The organism is Exiguobacterium sp. s166 (assembly GCF_018618855.1).
Lineage (GTDB): Bacteria > Bacillota > Bacilli > Exiguobacteriales > Exiguobacteriaceae > Exiguobacterium_A.
The window spans coordinates 78,384-95,092 of record NZ_JACSMU010000006.1; the positions used below are offsets into that span (position 1 = coordinate 78,384).

Below are 16,709 nucleotides of genomic sequence, written 5' to 3' on the forward strand. Positions count from 1 at the left end.
GACGCCATCTGGTTTAGGGGCTAAACTACTGATATGAGTTTAGGGGGTAAACTAATCATGAAAGAAAATTTGCGGGAAGCCGTTCAATTATTTGAAGAGGTGATGATTCACGGGACAGAACGTGTCCTGAAATCAGTTGATTCACCGGTTTGGCGTCTCTATTCACCAGAACAACTCCATTTGCTGAAGCTGGTCGATAAATATGGACCGATAGCTTCCGGGCGGATTGCCGTCATTCAAGGAGTTCATAAAAGTGCGATTTCCAATCGTCTGAAAAAGTTAAATGAACACGGCCTGGTCGAAGTCGAACGTTCGGAAGATGATCACCGGACAAAACGGATTATTTTGACGGAAGCCGGGAAAGAAGTCGTCGAAGCGTCGGACCAAGCGATTTACAGTTATTTGGAACAATTGATTGATGGCAAGGTCGACGATGATGAGATCAAACAGTTCATCGAGACGTTCCGGAAAGTCAAAGCTATTTTAAAGATTGAAGATTAATTCAGAAAAACAGACACAGAAGAGGTGGAACGGGAATGCGACAAATCGTCAAATGGCGTTGGCCGATCGTAATCGTCTTGTTGCTTGCGACAGTCGGATTATTTTTAGCGGCACCAAACTTATCGAAACAAGCAGAAGATGCGGGTGCCATTCAGCTCGCGAGTGATACGGATTCACAACGGGCAGCGGATATTTTAAAAGCAGCCGGTGCAAGTGAAGAAACGATTTCGCTGGTCATTCCGCTAAAGGAAGCCGTCACGAAAGAAGACCGGATGGAAATCGGTCAAATCGTTAAAGATTTAGAGAAACTGGATAAACCGGTGACTGGAGTCCTGAATCCGTTTGAGAGTAAGGAAACGGAAGGACAACTGATTTCAAAAGACAAAAAAACAGTCCTCGTTCCGATTACCGTTGATGGTTCACAGGAAGAAATCACGGCACTCGCTGAAGATATCCGAAGTGATCTCTTACCGGATGACCGGACGATCTATCTGACGGGTGAATCACTCATCAATGCCGATGTGAACAAAAGCTCACAAGAAGGGTTAAAACGAACGGAATTAATCACAGTCGGTCTGATTTTTGGACTGTTGTTAATTGTTTTCCGTTCGATTGTCACACCATTCGTTCCATTATTTGCGGTGGGTGTCACGTATTTAATGAGTCAATCATTTGTCGCCTTTTTCGTTGATTGGTTCGGATTCCCCGTCTCGAACTTCACGCAGATTTTCCTTGTGGCGATTCTCTTTGGGATCGGGACGGATTACTGTATCCTGCTTCTGAGCCGGTACAAAGAAGAGTTGACTGCCGGACATGATGTCGAGACAGCCATCGTCAACACCTATAAAACAGCGGGACGGACTCTTCTCATCAGTGGTCTTGCCGTCCTCGTCGGCTTCTCGGCAATCGGGTTCGCTGATTTCCCGATCTTTAAATCGTCGGTCGCCGTTGCGGTCGGAATCGCAGTCTTGTTACTGGTTCTCTTTACACTGGTTCCGTTTTTCATGGCGACGTTAAAAGAGAAATTGTTCTGGCCGTCAAAAAATGCGGCGAGTCATCAAGACAGTCGTTTGTGGGCCCGGTACGGTGGATTATCGATTCGTCGTCCATTGCTTGCGATGGCAATCGTCGCTGTGGTGACGATCCCGACCCTGTTCACGTATGATGACGATCTATCGTTCAACACCGTCGATGAGATTGGTGCAAAATATGAAACGGTCAAAGGATTAAATGCCATTTCAGACGGCTTTGGTGCGGGTGAGTCGTTGCCGGTCAATATTATCCTGAAGGACGACCAAAACATCGTGACTGAAAAAACGGTTCCTTATGCAGAACAGTTGAGCCGCGAACTGGTCAAACTGGATGGCGTCAAAGCTGTCCGGTCCATCTCACGTCCGACGGGTGATGTCATTGACGATTTATATGTCGATCAACAACTGAAACAAGTTGCATCTGGTCTGACGGATGCAAAAGATGGACTCGGTGAAGTTGGTCAGGGTCTTCAGACTGTAGAAGGCAACTTACAGACTATCAGTGGTCAGCTTCCGGCCGGAGATCAAGCGTCGGCAGGAGCAGCACAGCTGCAGCAGGCCGCAGACGGTCTCGGTCAAATCAATCAACAGTTAACGCTTGTTGGTCAAGGGTTACAATCTGCGGAAAACATTCCGCAAACTGTCGGGACATTGACAGCGTTATCCGGTCAATTGACCCAAATTCAAACGGGGATCGCACAAGCGGCAACCGGGATTGAAACACAAGGTGCACAAGCCGGTCAACTCGGTACCGGATTAACCCAACTGGCGGATGGTGTCGGATCTGCCAATGCAGGGCTTGGTAAAATCGAAGACGGATTAACGGAAGCTGCCGATTTCCTGAAAGAGATGGGGAACGCCAAAACGATTCGCGGTACCGGGATGTTCATTCCAAAAGATACCTTAGTGAGTAAAGACTTCGAACCTGTCATTGACCGTTATACGATTGATGATCAAACCGGTCTGAAATTCGAAGTCATCCTGAATGATGATCCGTATTCACCGGAAGCGATCGAAACGGTCGCTGCCATCAAGAAAACGACAGCGAGCACACTGAAAGATACACCGCTTGAACAGGCACAAGTTGCTTACGGCGGTATCTCAAGCATCAACAGTGATTTAAATGATACGTCAAAAGCCGATTTCTCACGGACGGTCGTCATCATGATCATCAGTTTGTTCATCGTCCTTGCGATCATGTTCCGTTCATTGATCATGCCGCTGTTTATGATCGGTTCGCTCCTGTTGACGTACTATACGTCGGTATCGATTGCTGAACTGATCTTCGTCAACGGTCTTGGTTATGACGGCATCAGCTGGGCCGTTCCGTTCTTCGGATTTGTTATGCTCGTCGCTCTTGGTATCGATTACTCGATCTTCCTGCTCGACCGGTTCCGGGAAGAAACGATCAATGGACTCGAGACGAATGAAGCGATGTATGTTTCGATGAAGAAAATGGGATCTGTCATCATCACGGCTGCCATCATCCTTGCCGGAACGTTTGGTGCGATGATGCCGTCGGGTGTCCTGAGTCTGGTTCAGATTGCAACAATCGTTATCACGGGTCTGCTCCTGTACGGATTGATTGTCTTACCGCTCCTGATTCCAGCGATCACGGTATCGTTCGGACCGGGTGTCTGGTGGCCGTTCCGTCAAAAGCAAAATAAGAAGTAAGTCGATTCGACTGGTCCATTCGGAAATCATCCGGATGGACTTTTTCGTTATACTACAAACAGGAGGCGATGAAAATGCAACAGTTTAAACAATTAACGGACCGGATCTGGTATCAAACGCCGGTCAGTGAAACGGATCGGCCGATCGTTGCCGTCATTACGGGAGACGACCGGAGTATTGTAATTGATGCCGGAAACTCAAGTCAGCACGCGATACTCTTTTTGGACGAGATGGAGAAACAGGGGCTAGGACGACCGGATCTCGTCGCATTGACGCATTGGCACTGGGATCATATTTTCGGCATAAAACAGATGGCGGTACCAACGATCGCGACGAACCGGACAGTGGAAGAAATGCAGAAAATGCTGGACTACGAATGGACGGATGAGGCACTGGAAGAACGGATCCGTCAAGGCATTGAAATTCCGTTTTGTGCGGATGCCATCAAACTGGAGTTCGGGAAGGATCGGGAGATCGAAGTCATCTTGCCGACGATTCGTTTCACGGGAGAACTTGGAATCGACCTCGGGGGCGTGACGTGTCTGTTACGGCAAGTCGAGAATGACCACTCACCAGGGAGTGCTCTTGTCTATATTCCGGAAGAACGGGTTTTATTTTTAGGAGATGCCATGTACGCGGATATTTTCTCCGACAAGTGGAATTATACGGTCAATCAAACAACGCGGTTGTTAGATACGATTGCTGAATACGAGGCGGATTATTATGTCTGGTCTCACGGCGAAGCGATGGCAAAAGACGCGTTTGAGCAAGAGGTACACGTCTTACGCCAAATCATCGAAGTGACAAAACAAGCAGAAGGACATGTATCGGAGATGCGCCGGCTGTATCGTGATCTGGTCGGACGGGACTTGACGACAGACGAAGAAGAAACACTCGTATTTTTTGCGAATGGTGTAAAAAAATAATTAAAACAGCAGGTCCTTAACCGTTCATTCGAGAATTCCTATAAGTATAAGATGGAAAAAATCGGATTTTAGCAAAGGAGTTCTCGTAATGGATCGTAAGCCTGAAGATCGGAATGAAACGGCCAATCGTGTATTTTTTGGAACAGCTAACATTTTCACGATCCTTGTAGTGATTGGCTTTGCCTTATATCTGCTGTATCAATTTTTTGTGAAATGACTGATCACCCTGTAGCTCCGGGTGATTTTTTTCGTTTTAGGGGAGTGCAAGCGAACCAGATATTGGGTAATCCTTAACTGAGGGCACAAAGAAAACTCACTTAAAAGGAGGCACTTCAACTATGAAACGCATCCAGATTGCCGACTTTGATCGTCGAATGCCACCACTTGAACTGCGAGAGATGGATGACTATTACGAAGCGGTATTGGTATCAAACTATGATGAATTGTATCCTTCGACCCAAGTACGGACGATACAGTTGGCAGATATTTATGTCAATCTTGTGATGACTTCTGAAGGGGCGCATCTCGTATCCGCGCTCTTTTTAAAACCGGTCGAAGTACCGGATATCGTCGCCTGGATGCAACTCTATACGATAGGTTTTGCGACAGCGGATACAACAGGTTACTACGTGGAACAAGCAGATGAAATTTTAGAAATCGTCTTATATCAAGGAAATCCGATTGTCATTGCGACGAGAGGAACCGATCGATTGTACTATGAGACGGAAGGAGCGATTGAGATGCGGCGGGAATCAAGCGAAGTGATAGGGAAAAAACCGTTGTTGTATTTGAATGGGGAAGCCCGGTTTGAGGTTCCTCATCTTGAATTCAACTCGAATCAGGATGAGGTTCATATCAATGGAACCTTTTTATTTGCAGACTATATGGATACGTATCAGGGACGGGTCGGATTTTTCCGGAAAACGGATTCGAATCTGCCGATTGTCTTACTGGTCGGTAAAGCCATTATCGAAATGGAACTGACAGAAAATCCGGATGGAAGCCGTATCCTTGTCATTGAGCAGCCATACGATGAAGCTTAATTTTCCCGTGAGGATACCGTGGATTTTTTCTGAGAAAAGTTAAAAGGACGAATCTTTAGCTAATCATGAAATCCCTTACAAAATATGCGAGAATAGGAATAGAGACAAAAATGGAAGGGATGCGGGACGAACATGGTGAAAGAGATGCCACGAAATTCTAAGTGGATGCGTTCCTACAATCGGGCACTGGTATTACGTTTGATTCGGATGCATCAACCGATTTCACGGGTCGAACTGGCACAACAAACAAAACTGACGAAACCGACCGTTTCGAATATCGTCGGAGAATTGATTTCGGATCAACTCGTGACAGAGCGTGAACTCGGTGTCTCAAACGGAGGACGAAAGCCAATTTTGCTTGAACTCGTGGCGAAAGAACAATATGTCATCGGGATTGATGCGACAAGTCACCGTTTCATCGGAGTCATCGCGGATTTAAGCGGAAATACGATTCACGAAGTGGAAACGATGGGGAAATTTGATACAAACGAAGAATTAATGGAGGCCGTCGTTCTGTTGTGTGAGGAACTGATTGAGGCAACGGAGCAGGTCGGAACGATTCACGGCATCGGCATATCCGTTCATGGGATGGTCAATCCGGAGACCGGAGTGATTCTGTTTGCTCCTCGTTTTCATCTCCACGATGTCGCCTTAAAGGAACATTTGGAGCAGCATTTTGCGTACCCGGTCTTCATCGAAAACGATGTCCGGGCTCTCGCTTCCTTCGAATTGTTATTCGGAGAAGGTGTCGGAGTCGATCAATTTTTCTATCTGTATGCCGGAGAAGGGATCGGGGGCGCGTATGTCCTGGACGGGAAACTGATTGACGGCGAAAATCACATTACAGGTGAGGTCGGGCATATGCGGCTTGATTTGGACGGTCCGATTTGTTCCTGCGGGAATCGGGGGTGTCTCGAAGCGTTGGCTGGGGAAAAAGCGCTGTTGCGTGATTTTGAAGCCATTGACCCGCAAGTCAAAACACTGACGGAACTGAGAAAACGTCTGACGGACGGGGATCCGTATGCGAAAGCCGCGTACCACCGGGCCGGCGAATACATCGGAATCGGTGTGCTGAATACGATTCATCTGATCAATCCGAAACGTATTTTACTCGGGGGCCCGATGTTCGAACTGGCACCATCAATCGTCAATCAAATTAAAGAACGGGTCGAGCACACGGCTTTGACGACCGCTTCACGTGAAACCGACGTCAAGATGGTTCCTTGGAGTGAAAAACAAGGGGCGCTCAGCGCGGCTGCTTTGGCGACCAATAGTATTTTCCGAACGATTTAAAATCAGCTTGTTGGATGACGGTGTTGCTTACCGGATTCAACAGGCTTTTTTTGATGGAAATAAACGTTGAAAAAATATTTTTTGAAACCGTTTACAAAACAAATCAGCATGTGCTATAGTTTTCTTAAAGTTAGATAATAAATTTAATTTACTAAGTTTTCATCAACTAGTGGAGGTGGATGCAGACCGGCAGGGACCGGTTAAGCTGAAACAGAAAGAAGGGGGCGTCGCGCAGATGGAAACAGAGGATTTATGGGTTTCCTACCGTGAAGCTTTCGGGCGTTACGGAGCAATCCGTGGCTTTTACGTGAACCGTTTGACAGGAGATATGACGGAACAACAGCCGGGAGATAAGCGGTCTGCAGATCAGGACGGCGTTCTCGTTCGGCCACGACAAGATGGAGTCTTTCAATTTCGAATGTCGTCCGTACAAGGGGTACTGACGATTCGGTCTTCAGAACTTCATCTTCGAAAAAATGAGAACGGATACATCGAATTACGGGTGTTGATGCAACACATGCGCACAGCCGGTTGTTTGACGCTCGGTGGAGAATTTTATCTGTTCGTGACACCGGAAGTGGACACGCTCGACTATCGTCTGCGACTGATTGCACGGGTCTTGATTCAACTCCAACGGATGCCGATTGGCATGGAAGTCATCGAACAATGGTGTCAACACGCAAAGTTTGAAGGGCAACAGCTTAGAAAGTACGCTTGACCACTCACATACAAAGGGGATCACTCACATGAAATTCAAAAAAACAAAAGTTCTCGCAGCTGCATCAGTTCTGACATTATCGGCACTTCTCGCAGCTTGTGGCGGCGAAGATGAAAAACAAGCCACAACCAAAGACGGAAAAACGATCATTTCCTGGTGGGGTTGGGCACCTCAGCCTGAAGCTGGTAAGGAAGTCGTCGATGCCTTCAATAAATCACAAGACAAATACGTCGTCGAATTCAAACGGTACAGTGAAGATTACGAAAAGCAACTTCAAGTCGCGATGTTATCTGGTAAGGGGCCAGACATCATCGGCTTAAAAGAACCAATGATTCAACAATACAAAGACCGTGTCGTACCGGTCGATTCTTACATGGATAAAGCAGCCGGCAAAGGATGGAAAGATAAATTCGTTGAGCTCGGAATTGATCAAACGACGATTGACGGCAAACAATATGCAGTTCCAATCGGCTTTACGGGTCAAGCCTACTTGATGTACAACAAAACGATGCTTGATAAATACGGCGTGACGCCACCGAAAAACTACAAAGAAACAGTCGATGCTGTCAAAAAGATCAAAGCGTCCGGTGATAAAGTCATTCCGTTGATGCTCGGAGCAAAAGATGCCTGGATCGATATCGATGTCTACAACGTCTTAAGCCACCAGGTAGCACCGGGTTACATCCAAAAAGTCTTATCTGGCGAAGCGAAATGGACAGACGACGAGATGGTCAAGACAGCGCAAATCTGGCAAGATCTGTTTGAAAAGAAAGTCTTCCAAGAAGGTGCACTCGGACTTGCAACATACAATGACGGGATGAACCAGTTCTTCGATAAAAAAGCAGCGATGTGGGTCATCGGTTCATGGGAAGCGCACTCGATGACGACAGCTGAGAAAAAAGACAAATGGAAAATCAAAGATGAGCTTGGCTTCACACCACTTCCAAACCTTGCAGGTGGAACAGAACAACCAATCATCGCATCAATCGACATGGCGCTTGCCGTCAACAAAGAATCAAAACAACAAGAAGGTGCAGCTGAGTTCGTTGCCTTCATGAGCCAAGGTGAAGGACAGGAAGTCTACATGGGCGAGTTCGAAATGGCACCGGGAATCAAAGAGGTCAAAATTGATTCAGATGCAGCCTTCACATCCGAAGGGGAAAAAGAGTCGTACAAAATGCTGAACGAAACACTTTCTAAAGCTGTAGCAAGCCGTGGTATCCGTGATACAAAACTTAACGATATCCTCGGTAAGGAACTTCAAAACATCGCGACGGGTCAAAATCCGAAAGAAGCACTCCAACGTGTTCAGGATGCAGCCGATCAATCGAAAAAATAAGAACGATACAGTGAAGTGGTGCGCCCTGCGTGCCACTTCCTGATTTTTAAGATCAAGAAAGTGGGGAAATCGTTATGCAGACAGAGCAACAAGAATTGCCGATCAAACCAAAAGCGGAAACGCTGAAACCAGCACCCCGTTCAAACGTTCCGAAAAAGAAAAGAAAAGGCAAAATGAAGCAAAACATGGTCGGTTGGGCGTTCGTCGGACCCATCGTCCTGTTTGTCGTCGCGTTTATTTATTACGGGATTTTCTATAACGCGTATAACTCCTTCTTCTCATGGGACGGGATTTCGTTCGATAAAGTCTTCGTCGGGTTTGAAAACTACGCGGAAATGTTCCGTGATCCGGATTTCTATCTCTCGCTTAAAAACACGTTCATCTTCACGATTTTAACGGTTACGATTCAAGCCTTTATCGGTCTTGTTCTCGCGTACTTCCTGCACACACAGGGACCGTTACGGACTGCCATGAAATCGGTCTTCTTCTTCCCGGTTGTCCTGAGTCCGGTTGTACTCGGTGCCGCGTTCTCACAAATTTATGACTTCCAATTCGGTTACATCAACGAATTTCTCCGGGCAATCGGTCTCGGCAGCTTAGAACAAAACTGGCTGGGTGATCCGGATATCGCGTTGTACTCGGTCATTGCCATCAACATCTTCCAATGGACAGGTTCATCGATGGTCATGTACTACATGGCGATGCTGACAATTGAAAAAGAAATCTTTGAAGCCGCTAAAATCGATGGTGCCGGATTCTTCCGGACGCTTTGGAGTATCGTCTTCCCGAACTTAAAAGGAACGACGTTCACGTTATCGATTCTCGGTGTAATCGGTGGTCTGAAGACGTTTGACCTGGTCTGGATCACGACGGCCGGTGGCCCCGGTTCTTCAACAGAATTCATCTCGACGTACCTGTTCCGTAAATCGATGCTGCAACAAGAAGTCGGTTTTTCAAGTGCCGTTGCCATCATCTTGCTGACAATCGCTTTACTGATTACGTACATCCAGTTACGTGTTCAAAAGAAAATGGATAACTAAGGAGGAACGTCCCATGAATGTAGAATCTAAAAAAAGCCGTTGGGTAATCAACCTCGTCCTGATGCTTGCTTCGATCGTCTGGCTGTTCCCGATCTTTGTCATGTTCAAGGAGAGCTTACGTGTCAACGGATTTGAAAACTATATCGCAACGCTGCAAAACCCGAACTTCCCGACATTCGTCTTTAACAGTTTCTTCGTCGCCTTCTTCATGATCATCATCTCGATCACGATTCTCGCGTTTGCAGCATTCGCCTTTTCGAAACTCGAATTCGCCGGAAAACGTCTGCTGTTCAACATGGTACTCGCCGGTCTGATGTTACCGGTCGCTTCGATGATTGTGCCACTGTTCTTCACGTTACGTTCGTTTGACGGTCTCAACAACCACTGGGGTTTGATCGGGGCAGAAGTTGCCTTCTTCCTCCCGTTCGGTTTAATGCTGATCAAAGGATATTTTGACGAATTACCAAACGAATTAATGGAAGCCGCGTACATTGACGGCGCAACGATCTTGGAAGTCTTCTTCAAAGTCATGTTGCCGCTCGCGAAACCGGCTCTTGCGACAGCGTTGATCTATGCGTTCCTCAACTCGTGGAATGAGTATTTGATGGTCCTGACGTTCATGACGGATCCGGCTTATCAAACGGTCACGATGGCACCAAGTTTCTTCAAAGATGCACTCGGCGGTGACCCGGGTAAAATCTATGCGTCACTCGTCTTAATCAGTTTACCGACAATGGTCTTCTATATCTTCTTCCAACGTTTCTTCCAAAAAGGAATGACGGCAGGTGCAGTAAAATAATTTGTTTTCAGTCAGGAGGAGCACAATGTATTTAGGCGTCGATTATTACCCGGAACAAACTCCACGTGCGTTATGGGAGGAAGATTTCCGTTTGATGAAAGAACTTGGTGTCAACGTCGTGCGGTTGGCGGAATTTGCCTGGACGATGATGGAGCCGGAAGAAGGAGTTTACGACTTCCGGTTTTGGGACGATATCATCGAACGCTTAAGTGCCGCCGATTTTGATATCGTACTCGGGACACCGACGGCGACACCGCCGGCATGGATGTGCCACAAGTATCCGGAGATTCTTCCGGCAGACGAGCATGGCGTGACAATCAGCTTCGGAGCCCGTCGTCACTACACGGTTCACAGTGAAACATATCAAAAGTTTTCGGTTGCCATTACGACTGAAATGGCGAAACGGTACGGGAAACATCCGCGTGTGATCGGTTGGCAGACGGACAACGAATACGGTCATGAAAAATCAGATCGTTCTTACAGCGACATCGACCGGGCTGCATTCCAGCTGTGGCTGAAAAACCGCTACGAGACGCTTGACGCGTTAAATGAAACATGGGGAACCGTCTTCTGGAGTCAGACCTATACGGCATGGGAGCAAATCCCGGTGCCGCGGAAAGTCTACCAGGAACATAATCCGTCGTTACTCGTCGACTTTGACCGCTTCTGTGCCGACGGGTATAACCATTACAACAAACTCCAAGTCGATGCACTCCGGGAACATATTCATCCGGACGCCTTCATTACACATAACCTCGTTTACAGTGATATGGCCGTCAATCAACAGCAGATGGCACAGGATCTCGATTATGTCGCCTTTGATAACTATCCGGTCTGGGGTGGTTTGCCGGAACCGAACCGTTTCGAGAAGATGGCCAGCGATCATGACCTTTGCCGCTCCTCAAAACAAGGGAAAGGTTTTTGGGTGATGGAACAGCTCAGTGGAGCGCAAGGCTGGAGCAAAATCGGTTACTTGCCGCGTCCCGGTCATATCCGGTTGTGGACGTATCAGGCTGTCGCGCGCGGCGCCGAAGCGATCGTCTATTTCCGCTTCCGGGCTGCTTTGTTCGGGACGGAAGAGTTTTGCCACGGTATCATCGATCACGATGGAAAACCGAAACGCAAATTCAACGAAGTCAAACAGATCATGACCGAACTCAATACGTTTGGTGACGAGATCAATGCGAGCAGCTATCAAGCGGAAGTCGGCGTCTATTTTGATCAGGAAAATGTCTGGGCCTGGACACATCAGCCGCACAGCGATGCGTTTGATTTCCGGACCGAGTTCGTCCGGTTCTACGGCGGTGCCGTCCGTCGTCAAGCGTCGACGGATATCGTATTCCCGGGTGACAAACTGGATCAATACAAATTAATCATCGTTCCGCTGTATTTCCTGACGAACCCGACATTTGACCAAGCACTGATTGATTACATGGAGCAGGGCGGACACGTCATCTTCACGTACCGGACCGGCGTCAAGGACCCGCATAACAATGTCTTGCCGTTAACGTTACCAGGGAAATTCGCACCGTATGCAGGAATCGAAATCGATGAGTACGAATCGTTGCAGGCTGTACAGGAAAACCGGATTGAAGGCATCGGAGCATTCGCCGGACAAGGTTCACCGGCCCGAATCTGGTGTGACTTGATTACACCGACGTCAGCTGAACCGCTTGCTGTCTACCGGGATACGTTTTATGACGGGGTCGCTGCCGTGACACGTAACGAATACAAAGGAACAATTACCTACATCGGCGCATCGATTGATGATGCGATGATCGATACGATTTACCGGCAAGCGTTTCTCGATGCCGGCGTTCAGACGTTTGAAGCGCCGGATCAAGTCGAAGTCGTCCGCCGTCACGGGGAGACACGTGATTTCCTCTTCCTGATGAACCATGATACGAAAGCAAGCCGGGACGTTGTGCTCGATGCTGCCTATAAAGAGTTGAATACGAACGAGACATATAGTGGAACAGTGACACTCGCCCCGCTCGAGACGCTGATTCTGACAACGTAAGGAGGAGAACGACCATGGCCATTCTTGAACTGCCGAATCAGCGGTTCGTCCTCGAAGGACAACACGTCGCGCATGTCGTGACGATCGGACAGCACGGTAAAGTGTTGCATACGTATTTTGGAGCACGTCTGCCGTATCCATCCGACTATGAAGCATTGCCGAATCCGGTTCTTGCGCACAGCTCATTTGAATCACCGGATGGTGTCGCGGTCTACGACTTCATTCCGTTTGGTGAGATGGTCTACACGGAGCCGACTTTAAAATCAGAACGGGAGGACGGACAACGAATCAGTCAGTTCGCTTTTGAACGCGCCGAGCAATCCGGCAGTGGATTGACGTTATGGTTGTTTGATTCGTTACAAGAACTCCGGGTCGGCATCAAATACGACCTGTACGAAGCGTACGATATGATCGGACGGTCGCTCGTGATTGAAAATACCGGAACACAACCGGTCCGGTTGACGACAGCCCAATCCTTTGCGATGGGAATTCTGCAACGACCGAACTTGAACGTGCACCACTTCGCGGGGACATGGACCGGCGAATTCCAAAAACAGGTGACACCACTAACGCCGGGACGTAAGACGATTGACAGCCGGCGGGGTGTGACAAGTCATCAGGCGAATCCCTGGTTTGCACTTGAACAAGGGGCGACCGAATCAACCGGGGAAGTCATTTACGGACATTTTGCCTATTCTGGTAACTGGTCGATGCACTTCGAGCAGGATGCCTTTGGATTCGTTCAAGTATCCGGCGGGATGAATGAGTTTGATTTCAGTTGGAAACTCGAAGCCGGTCAACAGCTCGTGACACCGGACTTTTATATCGGGTATGCGGCAGACGGCTTTTCCGGGATGAGTGCCCGGGCGCATGATTTCCAGCGTGACATCATCATGCCGGAATCGGACCGGAACAAGGTCCGGCCCGTCCTCTACAATTCCTGGGAAGCGACCTATTTTGACGTGACGGAACACGGACAACGGGCGCTCGTCGACCAGGCTGCTGCGATTGGTTGTGAACTGTTCGTCGTCGATGACGGCTGGTTCGGTGAACGAAACTCTGATCAGGCCGGTCTCGGTGACTGGGTCGTGAATCCGGAAAAATTTCCGGACGGTTTAACCCCGTTGATCGAGTACGTGAAACAACAAAACATGCAGTTTGGTCTATGGGTCGAACCGGAAATGGTGAATCCAGATTCAAACCTTTACCGGACGCATCCCGATTGGATTTACCATAGTCCCGGTGCACACCGGACGACATCACGCAATCAGTTTGTTCTGAACCTTGGTTTACCGCAAGTCGAACAATTTGTGTTTGAGATGATGGATGAGTTGCTTGAGACACACGCGATTGATTACATCAAATGGGACATGAACCGTGCTTTTTCAGAACCGGGCGTTCCGGAAGCAACACCAGCAGCACAACAGGAATTATGGAAGCGTCATGTCGATGCCTTGTACCGGATCTTTGACGAGTTGCGGACACGTCACCCGGAAGTGGATTTTGAAGCCTGTGCCGGAGGCGGCGGAAGAATTGATCTTGGAATTCTCAAACGGACGGAACAGGTCTGGACGAGTGATAACACGGATCCAATGGACCGGTTGACGATCCAACATGATTTCTCGTTTGCCTATAATGCAAAGATGATGAGTTGTTGGGTGACGGATGGTCCGAACTGGCTGAACGGCCGGAACTTACCGCTTGCGACACGTTTCGTCTCATCGATGCAAGGAACACTTGGCATCGGCGGCAACTTAAGCGAATGGACAGCGGAAGAGTTAACGGAAGCAACCGAGTGGATTGCGACGTATAAAACAATTCGGGAAACCGTTCAATTCGGACGTCAGTACCGGTTGTCGGCAGACCGCATGGCGGCTTCCCTCATGCAATATACGTCAAACGATCAAACGGTTGTCCTGGCAGTAGCGCCGATGCGTCAGCACGGCTCAAACCAGTACCACTTCCGTCTGAACGGACTTGAGAAGACAGGTTTGTATCAGGTCGACGGGCGTCAGCTCAGCGGGGCCTACTTGATGCAACAAGGATTGACGATTACTTATACGACAGATTATGAAGCCCGTTGTCTACACATTCAGCCGGTTCACCGCAGCCTTCCTACATCAGAGTCAAAGGAGCCGATCGCATGACAGACCAGACATTAGAACAGATTTTTGAACAACAATTCGGTCAACCGTCGACCCAACGCTTTTTTGCACCGGGTCGTATCAACTTGATCGGAGAACATACAGACTACAATGGTGGACATGTCTTTCCGTGTGCTTTGACGCTTGGAACGCATGCGGTTGCCCGCAAGCGCGATGATGCGGTCTTCCGGTTTTATTCGCTGAACTTTGAAGCTGACGGCATCATCGAAGTCGCAGGGGATGACTTGACACATCAATCTGCCGATGGCTGGGCCAACTATGCCAAAGGGATGATTCATGTCTTACGGGAAGCCGGTTACCGGATTGATACAGGGTGCGACATTTTAATCAAAGGTGATATCCCGAACGGGGCCGGACTGTCTTCGTCCGCTTCTCTTGAACTGGTAATCGGTGTCTTGCTCGACAAACTGTACAATCTGAATGTCGACCGGATTGAACTTGTCAAATACGGTCAACAGGTTGAAAATCACTACATCGGTGTCAACAGCGGCATCATGGACCAATTTGCCATCGGGATGGGCAAAGCGGGATACGGACTCTTACTTGACTGTGAGACACTTGACTATACGTATGCACCACTCGATTTATCCGGTTATACGATCATCATCATGAATACGAATAAGCGCCGTGAGCTGGCCGATTCGAAATACAACGAACGCCGCTCGGAATGTGAAGCAGCACTGACCTATCTGCAACAGTACCGTCCGTATGCATCACTCGGTCAATGGTCGATGGATGAATTCGAAACGATTTCTTTTGAAGATGAACGATTGCAACGACGGGCACGTCACGCGATTTCTGAAAACGAGCGGACGTTGCAGGCGCTCGATGCTCTAAAAGAAGAGAGACTCGAAGCATTCGGTCAACTGATGAATGCCTCACACCGTTCGTTGCGGGTGGATTACGAAGTGACGGGGAAAGAGCTGGATACATTGGTCGAAGCGGCGTGGGCGCAACCGGGAGTCCTTGGTGCCCGAATGACGGGTGCCGGTTTTGGCGGTTGTGCGATTGCCATCGTCGAAGACGAAACGGTCGAGACATTCATGACGGAAGTCGGTCAAGCGTACGAGACGACAATCGGTTATCCGGCATCGTTCTATACGGCAACTGTTGGTGATGGAGCACGAGAAGTCGAACAGGAGGTCATTTAAATGGCAGTACTCGTAGTAGGTGGAGCAGGTTATATCGGATCACATGCAGTCTATCAACTGGTGGATGCCGGTCAGGACGTCGTCGTGGTCGATCATTTAAAGTCGGGTCACCGTGAAGCCGTTCATCCGAAAGCCCGTTTTTACGAAGGGGATATCCGGGATCGTGCCTTCCTTGACACCGTGTTTGAGACGGAAACAATCGATCAGGTCGTTCATTTTGCAGCCTTCTCGTTAGTCGGGGAATCGATGGAGCATCCGCTCGCTTATTTCGACAACAACGTCTACGGCACACAAGTGTTGCTTGAAGCGATGATGGCGCATGATGTGAAGCAGATTGTCTTCTCATCAACCGCGGCCACATACGGCGAGCAGGAACAGATGCCGATTCTCGAGACGGCAACGACGAACCCGACAAACGCCTACGGTGAAACGAAACTGATGATGGAGAAGATGATGCGTTGGTGTGAAACCGCGTACGGTCTCCAGTATGTGGCGCTCCGTTACTTTAACGTCGCCGGCGCACGTGCAACAGGTGAAATCGGAGAAGATCACACACCGGAAACCCATTTGGTTCCGCTCGTCCTCGAAGTCGCCAACGGTCAACGGCCGATGATTTCGATTTACGGCGATGATTATGCGACGGAAGACGGCACGTGTATTCGCGACTATATCCATGTTGAGGATTTAATCGATGCCCATCTGCTTGCGCTGGAGTATCTAAAACAGGGCAACACGAGTGATGTCTTTAATCTCGGTTCAAGCCGCGGCTTTTCTGTCCGGGAAATCATCGAAGCTGCCCGCCGCGTGACGGGACATGCGATTCCGGAACAAGTCGTCGCACGACGTGCCGGAGATCCGAGTACATTGATTGCCGGATCCGATAAAGCCAAAACGATCTTAGGCTGGACACCAAGCCGGACGGAAATCGACACCATCATTCAAGATGCATGGCGTTGGCACGAACAGCGTCCGCAAGGTTACAAAACACCTGTACGGTAAAGAGAGAGTT

At 48.7% G+C, this 16,709-nt stretch carries 14 protein-coding genes; all 14 read left to right on the forward strand.

All coding sequences use genetic code 11. The features are described 5' to 3' along the window. Nucleotides 1-57 precede the first annotated feature (57 nt). The 14 genes from KNP93_RS12690 (at nt 58) to galE (ending at nt 16,699) form a co-directional block, all read left to right on the forward strand. Nucleotides 58-501 carry a MarR family winged helix-turn-helix transcriptional regulator gene (locus tag KNP93_RS12690; RefSeq protein ID WP_026829386.1) on the forward strand — a complete coding sequence of 148 codons (444 nt, stop codon included), beginning with the start codon at nt 58-60 and terminating at the stop codon, nt 499-501. 35 nt (nt 502-536) lie between these two features. After that, the gene (locus KNP93_RS12695) at nt 537-3,206 is read left to right on the forward strand and encodes an MMPL family transporter (protein WP_188005104.1); all 2,670 of its coding nucleotides are present in this window, start codon (nt 537-539) and stop codon (nt 3,204-3,206) included. A 74-nt stretch (nt 3,207-3,280) separates the two neighbouring features. After that, nucleotides 3,281-4,132 (forward strand): MBL fold metallo-hydrolase, encoded by an 852-nt coding sequence (locus KNP93_RS12700; protein ID WP_214855593.1) that lies wholly within the window; start codon nt 3,281-3,283, stop codon nt 4,130-4,132. An 88-nt stretch (nt 4,133-4,220) separates the two neighbouring features. Further along, nucleotides 4,221-4,349, forward strand: coding sequence for a hypothetical protein (locus KNP93_RS15805; protein WP_255508417.1), 129 nt, complete (start codon nt 4,221-4,223; stop codon nt 4,347-4,349). 121 nt (nt 4,350-4,470) lie between these two features. After that, the gene (locus KNP93_RS12705) at nt 4,471-5,175 is read left to right on the forward strand and encodes a hypothetical protein (protein WP_131503373.1); all 705 of its coding nucleotides are present in this window, start codon (nt 4,471-4,473) and stop codon (nt 5,173-5,175) included. A 132-nt stretch (nt 5,176-5,307) separates the two neighbouring features. Then, a complete protein-coding gene (locus KNP93_RS12710; protein WP_188005106.1) occupies nt 5,308-6,468 on the forward strand; it encodes an ROK family transcriptional regulator in 1,161 nt (386 codons plus the stop codon). Between the two features lie 235 nt (nt 6,469-6,703). Beyond that, a complete protein-coding gene (locus tag KNP93_RS12715; RefSeq protein WP_131503375.1) occupies nt 6,704-7,186 on the forward strand; it encodes a hypothetical protein in 483 nt (160 codons plus the stop codon). Between the two features lie 28 nt (nt 7,187-7,214). Then, the gene (locus tag KNP93_RS12720; protein ID WP_131503376.1) at nt 7,215-8,525 is read left to right on the forward strand and encodes an ABC transporter substrate-binding protein; all 1,311 of its coding nucleotides are present in this window, start codon (nt 7,215-7,217) and stop codon (nt 8,523-8,525) included. Between the two features lie 74 nt (nt 8,526-8,599). Continuing rightward, a complete protein-coding gene (locus KNP93_RS12725) occupies nt 8,600-9,565 on the forward strand; it encodes a carbohydrate ABC transporter permease (protein WP_114597049.1) in 966 nt (321 codons plus the stop codon). Nucleotides 9,566-9,578: 13 nt separating this feature from the next. Next, on the forward strand, nt 9,579-10,364 hold the full coding sequence (locus KNP93_RS12730; RefSeq protein WP_026829378.1) for a carbohydrate ABC transporter permease: 786 nt from the start codon (nt 9,579-9,581) through the stop codon (nt 10,362-10,364). Between the two features lie 25 nt (nt 10,365-10,389). Next, a complete protein-coding gene (locus KNP93_RS12735) occupies nt 10,390-12,384 on the forward strand; it encodes a beta-galactosidase (protein WP_214855595.1) in 1,995 nt (664 codons plus the stop codon). 14 nt (nt 12,385-12,398) lie between these two features. Beyond that, entirely contained in the window at nt 12,399-14,531 is a 2,133-nt protein-coding gene (locus KNP93_RS12740; RefSeq protein WP_214855597.1) for an alpha-galactosidase, read from the forward strand. Beyond that, entirely contained in the window at nt 14,528-15,700 is a 1,173-nt protein-coding gene (locus tag KNP93_RS12745; RefSeq protein ID WP_214855600.1) for a galactokinase, read from the forward strand. Before KNP93_RS12740 ends, KNP93_RS12745 begins: the two co-directional genes overlap by 4 nt. Continuing rightward, the gene (gene galE / locus KNP93_RS12750; RefSeq protein ID WP_114597053.1) at nt 15,701-16,699 is read left to right on the forward strand and encodes a UDP-glucose 4-epimerase GalE; all 999 of its coding nucleotides are present in this window, start codon (nt 15,701-15,703) and stop codon (nt 16,697-16,699) included. Nucleotides 16,700-16,709: the final 10 nt, after the last annotated feature.

Coding starts and splice junctions, on each gene's coding strand:
- KNP93_RS12690 (WP_026829386.1), top strand. CDS start 58: ATGAAAGAAAATTTGCGGGAAGCCGTTCAATTATTTGAAGAGGTGATG.
- KNP93_RS12695 (WP_188005104.1), top strand. CDS start 537: ATGCGACAAATCGTCAAATGGCGTTGGCCGATCGTAATCGTCTTGTTG.
- KNP93_RS12700 (WP_214855593.1), top strand. CDS start 3,281: ATGCAACAGTTTAAACAATTAACGGACCGGATCTGGTATCAAACGCCG.
- KNP93_RS15805 (WP_255508417.1), top strand. CDS start 4,221: ATGGATCGTAAGCCTGAAGATCGGAATGAAACGGCCAATCGTGTATTT.
- KNP93_RS12705 (WP_131503373.1), top strand. CDS start 4,471: ATGAAACGCATCCAGATTGCCGACTTTGATCGTCGAATGCCACCACTT.
- KNP93_RS12710 (WP_188005106.1), top strand. CDS start 5,308: ATGGTGAAAGAGATGCCACGAAATTCTAAGTGGATGCGTTCCTACAAT.
- KNP93_RS12715 (WP_131503375.1), top strand. CDS start 6,704: ATGGAAACAGAGGATTTATGGGTTTCCTACCGTGAAGCTTTCGGGCGT.
- KNP93_RS12720 (WP_131503376.1), top strand. CDS start 7,215: ATGAAATTCAAAAAAACAAAAGTTCTCGCAGCTGCATCAGTTCTGACA.
- KNP93_RS12725 (WP_114597049.1), top strand. CDS start 8,600: ATGCAGACAGAGCAACAAGAATTGCCGATCAAACCAAAAGCGGAAACG.
- KNP93_RS12730 (WP_026829378.1), top strand. CDS start 9,579: ATGAATGTAGAATCTAAAAAAAGCCGTTGGGTAATCAACCTCGTCCTG.
- KNP93_RS12735 (WP_214855595.1), top strand. CDS start 10,390: ATGTATTTAGGCGTCGATTATTACCCGGAACAAACTCCACGTGCGTTA.
- KNP93_RS12740 (WP_214855597.1), top strand. CDS start 12,399: ATGGCCATTCTTGAACTGCCGAATCAGCGGTTCGTCCTCGAAGGACAA.
- KNP93_RS12745 (WP_214855600.1), top strand. CDS start 14,528: ATGACAGACCAGACATTAGAACAGATTTTTGAACAACAATTCGGTCAA.
- galE (WP_114597053.1), top strand. CDS start 15,701: ATGGCAGTACTCGTAGTAGGTGGAGCAGGTTATATCGGATCACATGCA.